This window comes from Flavobacterium sp. FPG59 (assembly GCF_002150205.1).
In the GTDB taxonomy this organism is placed as follows: domain Bacteria; phylum Bacteroidota; class Bacteroidia; order Flavobacteriales; family Flavobacteriaceae; genus Flavobacterium.
Genome location: NZ_MTCA01000015.1, coordinates 22,994 through 32,099, shown reverse-complemented (window position 1 = coordinate 32,099; position 9,106 = coordinate 22,994). Strand labels below are relative to the sequence as shown.

The following is a 9,106-nucleotide window of genomic DNA, read 5'->3' as shown; positions in this document are numbered from 1 at the left end:
GATTAAGTCGTTTGCTATTTTGTGTGGTTTACAAGTAGAATTTAACTTTAGTTTTTCGTTTTATATCATTAATATGCTGTAGGGATGCTATAAAAGTTAACTAGAGATATATGTAAATTGGTTTGAAGTCATGAGTTAAATCGATTTGGTGGAATAGTATTGACAGATTTAAAACAGGAATTTTTTATAGTATTTAAAGTAAAAAGAAGATCTATGAAGTTAGAGGGGGATTGAAAAAAAAGGTGCTTACAAATATTATTATTGTATTCGTTTATTAGCTACACAAATGTTTTTGTTTGTGTCTATGTTCTTAAAATTACCCAATTTAAATTTTAATAAATCCATATCCTCGCTCACTTTTTTATCTAATATTTTTGCATAGTGCTGAGTAGTTCTTATGTTTTTATGCCCTAACATTTTACTCACGCTTTCTATTGGAACACCATTTGTAAGGGTTACAGTCGTCGCAAAAGTATGTCTGGCAATGTATAAATTTATCACTTTTGCATACGTTCGATTTCTGCCTGCTGCTGTTTTATTTTTTCATTAAATACCTTTTGCCTTCTTTCGAAAGTGACTTGTTTCAGATGAAGTTCTTTGTTTATTCGAACAAGTTTTTTTTTCAAAGCCAAAGTCTCATTGTAATTATAAATGCAGAGGATCATTAACAATGCAGTAATGATCAAAGAAAAAACATGTTGTAATTGGAGTTGTTTCAGCATTTCGATTATTTTTGATAACAAACGGTAAGAGTTTAAAATGTTCTTTTGGGAAAATTTCAAGATTAAGATAAATATACTACGAATTATTTCAAAAAAACTATTCCGCATCAACTTATATTTGATTTATAGATATGATTTTTTTTAGTCAGTAATTTGAACATCGTTTGTTAATTACCTGAATTGAGATGTCTATTTCAAACTAATTGATACCAAACAACATTAAGGATGTAATCACTTTTCAAAAGCCATTCAAATTGTTCTAAATTTCGGTATTTATTCGGGCAGAGCCAGTAGTAAAAACGCTTTTACAGGATTGTAAGGGCTTTGCTCTTTTTCTGGTGACAATAAACAGTATGAAGCATAAGTCAAAAATTTAATATTGCAAAAGATAATTACCTTCAAACAAACACTTTAATTTCTTTAATGAAACAAAATTTTATTAATAGTTTCCATTCCAAGGCGAGAATTTCAGGAATAAATAGTAATTTTGCTGTCAATCATAAGGATTATAACGTTCTTTAAAACTCAAGAAGTTTCATGCAGGAGCTTTTTTTAAGATATTGCGAAGAAATGATAATTGTGGCACTTTCGTGGCACTCTTATTGTCAAAGAAAAAATAAGTAAGCGTTTACGTGGGTTTCGTCCAATAGGTTCGAACCCCTCATCGACTGCTTCTAATGCGCCTCTCAAAAAATATCCTATACCAATTTTAGGATAGCCTAGATGTAAATCCTCATCTATATCATTGTATTCAAGCATAAAGCGATAAATATCATCTTCCTTTCCAAGATCTTCGTTATAAATACTAATATTATTCTCGAAAACATATCTAATCAAGATTAACCAATAATTGAAGCCGCCATTTTTTAAACTTAGCAGATGCATTTCATCATTATTTGTAAAATCAGCGGATACTTCTGAATTGTATTCCTGTTTGAGTCGTAAAGCATTATCCAGGCCAGCTGTATACTCATTTTTAACCTTTTCAAGAGTATAACCCATAATTTCAAGACGTAGCTTTAATGTCTCAGCATTAACAGCATATTCATAGTTTGGTACTTCGTCATTATCTGTAATTGGTTCTGTATAGTACAAATTGTATGGGACTGAACGGCTACGTTTGTCATCCTCATTAAAAAGGCATGACCAGAATGTATCAATGTAGCTTTTAGATTGATCAATTTCATAACCGCTTAAGGTTAATGAGCAGTAACTTCCCATAGACTTTTGTTTTTTTTCGTTATTTAAATCATTACGTCATTATATGAAAACAACGCTGTTAATCAAGTCTGATTAGTTACAAATGTACTATATAAAAGCTCCATTCTTTTCCAAATAAATGCTTGTAATTGGGGTTAAATAATTATACCAAATTAATATGACTTGTAGGAATTTGTTAAAAGGTAATTTAATTGTACTTTTAAATTTAAAAAACGAATAATATTGAATACTCAGACTAAATATATGATGGATTTCTTTAATGATAACTATGTACCATTAACAGTTTATCAAAAACAAGCATTAGTAAAACAGTTGAATCTTTACCACCACTAAATCCAATTATCCACGGTCTGTCTGATTGATCTGCATAAGCATATTGATCAATAATTTCGGCTATTATTCCCTCAACTTTTTTATTTTTTATGGGTGTCATTAGAAGTATTTAAGTAATGGTTAAAATTTAATGTCGTATTTAGTTCCAAAATTAGTCAGGACAAAATTTAATTTTTCTTTGAGGTTTTCGAATGATTTATAAGCATCAAAATCTAACCATTGATATTTTATTGTTCGCCATAGAATTTCAATCAGATTTAACTCTGGTGAATAGGGTGGCAAAAAGTAAATCAAAACATCTTTTTCTTTCCATTGTTCTATTTTAGCTATAAACTTCTTTGATTTATGGATTGGAGAATTGTCAAGAATCACAATCGTTTTTTTAACGGCTTGTTCCACAAAACGATTCATAAAAGAGATGATTCTATCTGAGTTAAAGGTTGTTTCAAGTGTCTCGAAATAAAGCTTGTTTTTACGAGTCATTAATCCAACTACATTCTGATATTTACCTTTAGCAGCGGGTAATAATATTGGATTATCCATTGTTTGCCAAGCATATGGTACATTAGGACTGAGTCCAAAATGACTTTGGTCTCCAAAATATAAATCAATATAACCGCTATCTTCCAAACTCTTTAGTGTTTCTATTTGCTCTTGTTTAAATCGAAATTGTTCTTCGTTTCGTTTGCCTTTCAAAGAGAGTCTAGCTCTTTTCCATTTATAACCCAGTAACTTTTAAAAAATTCTGCAATGTTTTTTTGCAGATGATAATATTATGTTGTTCCTCAAAGTAAATTAATACATTTTTTAAATTCCTATTGTGAAGTTCTAATTGCTTGGAAACCTCTTCAGAATAGTCTTTTAAAAGGGTTTTTGCCCCTCTTCCCTCTGATATAGAAAGGGAATCAACTCCGATTTCAGCCCAACCATCAAACCAACGTTCAATAGTTCTGCGACTGACTTTAAAAATACAAGCCAAGTCTTTAATCTTGTGTCTTTGATGTGATAAAACAAGGCACTGGCTACGTTTTCTAACTGTATTATTAGGGCTATTTTGATGAAGGTGTTCTAACACTTCAATCTCTTCTTTTTTAGGGTTACATATCTCATAATGAGATAAATATATAGATTTTATTACATATAAACATAAAATACGACATTATTTTATTCTAATTACTTAAGTCTCTCTAAAAGTAGAGAATTTTAGACATATTTTTCTGCAAATCTACTCTTATTTATAAACATTTATTTTACTTTAAGAATATTTTATTTTCCCCCTTTAGCGTATGATTTTACTCATATTGTAAATAGGCAAGTCAAGTATACTGTTGAAAACCCGAGTTGAAATCGGTAACTTATTGGTAATGATAGCAGTTAAGGGGAAATGCCAGTTTTCAAAAATGATGCTACGATAATTATCAAAATAATACAGTAGACCTAAATGTCTCTGTAAGATTTAACTCTATTTTAATAAGTCAGGTTTGTTATTTAATCACACCTGAATTTGTCTACTATAAACCTTATTGCTTCCCTTAATTTTTTTTATCAAGAAACCAGTATGCTTTTGTCTCATTTCAGCAGCAAAGGTATTTCCGTGTCCTTAACGCAATAGCAAGGCCAGGCCTTTCAGGTTTGACAAAAAATCTCCACCCATCCGGGTTGTATTTTTTGTCAAAGCCTTGCTACTGCTAGACACTAACCTTTTTATGCTCCCGAAACGAAACATAGCATACTCCGGCTCTTTAGACGAATAAAAAAAATGTCAGCAATGAAAAGTAAAATATTAAAAATGGATTTGATGAAACAAAACAGCACCTCCTCTCATTGCCGAATAAAATTTCAAAAAAAATTAATCACTAAAAATCGCAGGAATTATGAACATCACAGGAAGAGTGACAGTGGATGCACAGGTACGCAACGTGTCAAACAGCAAAACAGTAGTAAACTTTTCGGTAGCCATCAACGACAGCTACAAAAACAAAGCGGGCGAGCGCATCGAGCAGACAACGTATTTCGACTGCGCCTATTGGCTTAGTGCTACAATAGCAATACTACTTTTTATAATTCCCTTTTGGCAAATAATAAAGCCAACTGAAACCTATCAAAAATAAAATCAAGGAGGCAATAAATGCGGGGATGAGAATTTCTCTATTATTATCTAAAGCATTATTCAAAGAGGCATACAACAACCAAATCTGAATAGTCACATTTAAAATTAAAATGAATATCAGCGTTGATAGGATATTGTTTAGTTTGTTTGGATTAGCTTTGTTTTGGCTTGTTCTAAAATTACTCATAACAATTGAATTTGATTATTCTTGGTTTTTAACTAAACACTTTTTCTTCGGATGCTTTTACGTAAATATCATTGTCTTTGAAAAAAACATCTAGTTTAGGTAAAGCTCTTGGCGGCGGACCTGCAATTACATCGCCAGTCATAGCATCAAAAGAGCCTTCATGACAGGGGCAATGAATAATACCAGTTCCCGGTTTGTAAAAAACGGAACAAGAAAGATGTGTACATTTTTGTTCGTAAGCCTTATATTCACCATTTTCAAGATGAATCAAAATGTAAGGAACGGTACTTCCTTCAATAACAAAACCTAGTGTTCCTCCTACCGGAACTTCGTTTAGCTTGCAAACAAAATGCTCTCCAGCGACTTCTTCTTTAGGTAATAAATAAGCTTTAGCAGCAACCAAACCGCTACCAACCATTAATCCTCCAGAAACTAGCGTTAAGAACTTCGCAAAATCACGACGACTTACTTGTGTGGCTTCTTGTTTTAAAATTGGAAAGTCTTTTTTCCAGTTTTTATCTAAATTATCTTCTTTTGACATTTTTTAAAGTTTAAAGTTTCATGTTTCAAGTTCTTCTAATAACTATTCACTTTTCACGACTAATATATTATCAACTCAGTACTGCCTTTTGGCATCATGATATTCACTTTGGTGTTTACAATTTCTTTTCCGAAAACAAAGGTATTCACGGGAGTACTATTAGGACGCATTTCTTCGATTTCTGCTTTTGTACCGTAGAACAACGCACCACTTGGACAAACCGTAGAACACATTGGTTTTTTCCCAACGCTCGTTCTGTCATAACACATCGTACACTTCATCATCAAATCATATTCTTCAATTTTCTTTGGTACACCAAAAGGACAAGCAATCACACAATTTGAACAACCGATGCATCTTTCAGTATTGGCGGTATGTACAATTCCGAATTCGTCTTTTGATATTGCATCAGCAGGACAAACACTGGCACAAACTGGATCTTCACAGTGCATACATACCTGAACTGTAGTTTGAACAGTTGAAGCACGATCCACATAATTGACATGAATCATCGAGTCCTGACCGTTGGTCTCGCATTCGGCGCAAGCCATCTCACAAGCTTTACAGCCAATGCAACGTTGCATATCTACAAAAAACTCTTCGTTTGTATTAAAACTGGTATAGTTCATATTTTAGCTTTTTATAGATTAAACACTGGCATACGCCTTAGATTCTTTAGATGGAGGAGCTATTTCTTTCATAGGTTCCAAATGACAGGCGCATACCTTGAATTCCGGTATTTTTGATATCGGGTCTAATGTACCGGGTGTTAGTAGGTTTGCTGATTTTTTTCCAGACCAATGGTAGGGAATAAAAACAGTATCTTCTCTAATAGTTTCTACGATATTGGCAGGAAAAATTCCTTCCCCTCTTCGAGTAGAAACCTTTATTAATTCTCTTTGTTGAATACCATATTGCTTGGCCAAAGTAGGATGAATCTCCAATAATGGTTCCGGAAACTGATCTACCAATTTACCAATTCTACGAGTTTGGGTTCCGCTTAAATATTGGGAAACGACACGTCCCGTAGTTAAAATCACAGGATAATCCGCATCGATTACTTCACCTGGAAGTTTGTAGGGAGCTGGATTAAAATGGGCTTTTCCATCAGGAGTTTTGAACTTTTTATCTTCCCATAAACGAGGAGTCCCCGGATGGTCTTCTGTTGGACATGGCCAAAAAATCCCCATGTTATCTTCAATTCTTTTATAGGTAATTCCGTTATAATCCGCTGTTCCTCCCTTTGAAGCAACACGTAGTTCATTAAAAATTGCCTCGCTGGAATCGTAAGTAAATTTATCTTCTTCACCTAAACGCTTCGCCAATTCTAAGATAATGGAAGTATCAGTTCTAGCATCTCCCGGAGGGGTTACCGCCTGACGAATTCGAATTACTCTACCTTCTGCTGATGTAGTTGTTCCTTCTTCTTCTTCTTGCAAAGAACCCGCCAGAATAATATCGGCATGGCGTGCTGTTTCATTTAGAAAAAAATCGATACACACATAAAATTCCAGTTTTTCCAGTGCTTCCCTAACATAGTTACTGTTTGGTAATGACACCAAAGGATTGAAACAAATAGACAATAGTCCTTTAATTTCGCCTCGGTGAATGGCCTCAATAATTTCATAAGCCGAAAGTCCTTTTCCAGGCATGTCCTTTTCATCAATTCCCCAAACGTCCGCAATATATTTACGATGTTCCGGGTTTTCAATATCTCGGTTTCCGGGTAACTGGTCGCATTTATGACCGTGCTCTCTTCCTCCCTGACCATTTCCCTGACCGGTAATCGTCCCATATCCACAATATGGCTTACCAATTCGTCCTGTTGCCAAAACTAAATTAATACAACCCAAAACATTATCTACACCTTTAGAATGATGTTCAATTCCACGAGCATGAAGCAAGAAACTCGTTTTGGCTTTACCCCATAACTCAGCGGCTTCCTTTATTTTTTCTTTTTTAATGCCAGTGATTTCTTCTGCCCATTCTAAAGTATAATCCTTAACTGAGTCTAAAGTGACATCAAATCCTGAAGTATAATTATCTATAAAATCATGATCTAACATGTCGTGATCCACTAGATATTTCAACATAGCTCCGTAAAGTGCAGAATCGGTTCCGGGTTTTACATCCAAATGAACATCTGCTGTTCTGGCAAGTGGAATCATTCTTGGATCTATTACAATTATTTTGGCACCACGGTCTCTTGCTTTCCAAATCCAATGTGTCAATGTTGGGAAAGTTTCACTAATATTGGCCCCAGCCACAATAATTACTTCAGCATATTCTAAATCCGAATAATTATTAGAAGCTCGATCTAATCCAAATGCCTTTTTGTTACCAGCACCAGCGCTTACCATACACAAACGACCGTTGTAATCCAAGTTTTTTGTTTTTACGGCTACACGGGCAAATTTTCCCATGAGGTAACTTTTTTCGTTAGTCAATGAAACCCCCGAAAGTATCGAAAAAGCATCTTTACCGTATTTTTCCTGAATGCGTTTAATTTCCGAAACAGTTTTATCCATGGCTTCATCCCAAGAAGTAGACTCAAAACCTTTTCCTTCCACCCTTTTTATAGGTCCCAATAAACGGTCAGGATGGTTGTTTTGCAAATAACGTTGTACTCCTTTTGGACAAAGACGCCCTTCATTAAAAGGAAATTCCATCCACGGTTCAAAACCAACCACTTTATTACTTTTAACTAACAATTGAATTCCGCATTGCATTCCACAAAAGCAACAATGGGTTTTGACCACATCATCCGGCTCGTCTCTACCATCAAAGCCCTCTTTTGGACTATAATTAAGATGCGGACCAAAATCTTCAATTATTTTTTCTGCTGAAACAGGTAATTTTGCCATGTTTTTATATTTTCTATTCTTAGTTTTTTATGTTTTATCTGCTAACTATATACTGATCATGAATACTGACCATTAAAATTATCCAAATAAATTTCCGCCTGCTACTCTTGCTTTCAAATGGGCTTGTGCTAAACGGGAACGCTTTCCTTCTGGACTCAAATCCAAATGAGATCCCCCGTCTTCCATGCTGAAGTCAAAACCGAGTTCTTTTGTCACTTCCTTAAGATCATTAATGTGCATATTTGTAGCATACTCTTCTCCTGTATGTTTACAAACTGCCATTCCCTGTTTCATTCCCTCCTTTTTATAAATATGTGCACCAATCTGAGCAGGACGCTGAATGATATGAAAAAATTTACCGAAAGGAATCCAAATCAAAAACATAATTACTGTCACGGCATGAATTACCGCTAAGAAATCATAAGCAAACCCTTTCATGAACTGATACGAGTAGGTTAACGCTAATCCTGTTGCTGAAATTGCAATCAATAAAATAAGCGGTAACAAATCCCCTTCAAATGTCTGTGTGGCAATTAATCCCGGATTCGTCAATCGTCTTCTCAGATAATACAAAGAACCCAGAATAACCAAATAAGAAGACCAGTTTAACGCATGAAAAGTTAGAAATGCCATAATAGAATCCAGTTTAAACTCCATCACTTTAAATCCAAAAAAATGAGCTTCATATAGCGATATGCTATTCGGAGCCATCGTAAAATGTATCCATCCGAAAGTCAAAGGAATGGTAATTAAAAATGCAGAAGTACAACCTATCGCAATCATAAAATGGGCTACCCATCGGTATTTTCCTCTTGGATAAATGAATTTTTGAAAGGCAATGTTTTCTATAGTTTCTTTAGATGCAAACCAAAAATGAGAAAATACTTTGCCAGTAACTAAATACGTTATCCCTCTCTTAAAATAAATCCATGTAGGAGGTCTTTGCAACCAAACAGAATATCTGTAAACTATGCCAAAAAAAGCAAAAATTGTCCCGAACAAATAGGTAATTAATGCAGCATCAAAATTCTGTAAATTTCTAGAGCCTAAGAATACTAATATAACAGAAAATATTGACAGCACAGTAGCTATTAGTGAAGCTTTGGTATTAAAAGTTCTATTTTTCAT

The 9,106-nt window shown here is 34.1% G+C and carries 11 protein-coding genes and 1 pseudogene; 1 reads left to right on the top strand and 11 read right to left on the bottom strand.

Features of this window, described 5'->3' with window-relative positions:
* Window positions 1–258 precede the first annotated feature (258 nt).
* The 6 genes from FPG59_RS03110 to FPG59_RS16405 all read right to left on the bottom strand — a co-directional run bounded on the left by FPG59_RS03110 (window position 259) and on the right by FPG59_RS16405 (window position 3,351).
* Window positions 259–501 carry a tyrosine-type recombinase/integrase gene (locus FPG59_RS03110; RefSeq protein ID WP_086453162.1) on the bottom strand — a complete coding sequence of 81 codons (243 nt, stop codon included), beginning with the start codon at window positions 499–501 and terminating at the stop codon, window positions 259–261.
* Window positions 498–722: a hypothetical protein gene (locus tag FPG59_RS03105; protein WP_086453161.1), complete on the bottom strand. Its 225-nt coding sequence runs from the start codon at window positions 720–722 to the stop codon at window positions 498–500. Before FPG59_RS03105 ends, FPG59_RS03110 begins: the two co-directional genes overlap by 4 nt.
* Before the next feature lie 552 nt (window positions 723–1,274).
* Window positions 1,275–1,943 carry a HEPN/Toprim-associated domain-containing protein gene (locus FPG59_RS03100; RefSeq protein ID WP_086453160.1) on the bottom strand — a complete coding sequence of 223 codons (669 nt, stop codon included), beginning with the start codon at window positions 1,941–1,943 and terminating at the stop codon, window positions 1,275–1,277.
* 256 nt (window positions 1,944–2,199) lie between these two features.
* Window positions 2,200–2,376, bottom strand: a complete 177-nt coding sequence (locus FPG59_RS16410) for a hypothetical protein (protein WP_217875827.1) — start codon at window positions 2,374–2,376, stop codon at window positions 2,200–2,202.
* 20 nt (window positions 2,377–2,396) lie between these two features.
* Complete coding sequence (locus FPG59_RS03095; RefSeq protein ID WP_176330683.1) at window positions 2,397–2,972, bottom strand: IS630 family transposase; 576 nt, start codon at window positions 2,970–2,972, stop codon at window positions 2,397–2,399.
* Between the two features lie 22 nt (window positions 2,973–2,994).
* Window positions 2,995–3,351 (bottom strand): helix-turn-helix domain-containing protein, encoded by a 357-nt coding sequence (locus tag FPG59_RS16405; protein WP_176330682.1) that lies wholly within the window; start codon window positions 3,349–3,351, stop codon window positions 2,995–2,997.
* Window positions 3,352–4,150: 799 nt separating this feature from the next.
* On the opposite strand from FPG59_RS16405, the pseudogene FPG59_RS03085 reads away from it, so the two are divergent.
* Window positions 4,151–4,333: pseudogene (locus FPG59_RS03085) on the top strand (single-stranded DNA-binding protein); the annotation flags it as partial.
* Here FPG59_RS03085 and FPG59_RS17035 read toward each other — a convergent pair.
* The 5 genes from FPG59_RS17035 to FPG59_RS03060 form a co-directional block, all read right to left on the bottom strand.
* On the bottom strand, window positions 4,328–4,573 hold the full coding sequence (locus FPG59_RS17035) for a DUF6755 family protein (protein WP_086453157.1): 246 nt from the start codon (window positions 4,571–4,573) through the stop codon (window positions 4,328–4,330). The pseudogene FPG59_RS03085 and the gene FPG59_RS17035 sit on opposite strands and share 6 nt — an antisense overlap.
* Before the next feature lie 28 nt (window positions 4,574–4,601).
* Window positions 4,602–5,114: a Rieske (2Fe-2S) protein gene (locus FPG59_RS03075; RefSeq protein WP_086453156.1), complete on the bottom strand. Its 513-nt coding sequence runs from the start codon at window positions 5,112–5,114 to the stop codon at window positions 4,602–4,604.
* A 59-nt stretch (window positions 5,115–5,173) separates the two neighbouring features.
* The gene (locus FPG59_RS03070) at window positions 5,174–5,743 is read right to left on the bottom strand and encodes a 4Fe-4S dicluster domain-containing protein (protein WP_086453155.1); all 570 of its coding nucleotides are present in this window, start codon (window positions 5,741–5,743) and stop codon (window positions 5,174–5,176) included.
* Between the two features lie 18 nt (window positions 5,744–5,761).
* Complete coding sequence (locus tag FPG59_RS03065) at window positions 5,762–7,978, bottom strand: molybdopterin oxidoreductase family protein (protein WP_086453154.1); 2,217 nt, start codon at window positions 7,976–7,978, stop codon at window positions 5,762–5,764.
* A gap of 78 nt (window positions 7,979–8,056) precedes the next feature.
* A complete protein-coding gene (locus FPG59_RS03060) occupies window positions 8,057–9,106 on the bottom strand; it encodes an MFS transporter (RefSeq protein WP_086453153.1) in 1,050 nt (349 codons plus the stop codon).

What these genes read in the sequence shown, in the direction of transcription:
- FPG59_RS17035 (WP_086453157.1), bottom strand. Translation starts at nt 4,573, where the DNA reads ATGAGTAATTTTAGAACAAGCCAAAACAAAGCTAATCCAAACAAACTA.
- FPG59_RS03105 (WP_086453161.1), bottom strand. Translation starts at nt 722, where the DNA reads ATGCTGAAACAACTCCAATTACAACATGTTTTTTCTTTGATCATTACT.
- FPG59_RS03060 (WP_086453153.1), bottom strand. Translation starts at nt 9,106, where the DNA reads ATGAAAAATAGAACTTTTAATACCAAAGCTTCACTAATAGCTACTGTG.
- FPG59_RS16410 (WP_217875827.1), bottom strand. Translation starts at nt 2,376, where the DNA reads ATGACACCCATAAAAAATAAAAAAGTTGAGGGAATAATAGCCGAAATT.
- FPG59_RS03100 (WP_086453160.1), bottom strand. Translation starts at nt 1,943, where the DNA reads ATGGGAAGTTACTGCTCATTAACCTTAAGCGGTTATGAAATTGATCAA.
- FPG59_RS03070 (WP_086453155.1), bottom strand. Translation starts at nt 5,743, where the DNA reads ATGAACTATACCAGTTTTAATACAAACGAAGAGTTTTTTGTAGATATG.
- FPG59_RS03065 (WP_086453154.1), bottom strand. Translation starts at nt 7,978, where the DNA reads ATGGCAAAATTACCTGTTTCAGCAGAAAAAATAATTGAAGATTTTGGT.
- FPG59_RS03075 (WP_086453156.1), bottom strand. Translation starts at nt 5,114, where the DNA reads ATGTCAAAAGAAGATAATTTAGATAAAAACTGGAAAAAAGACTTTCCA.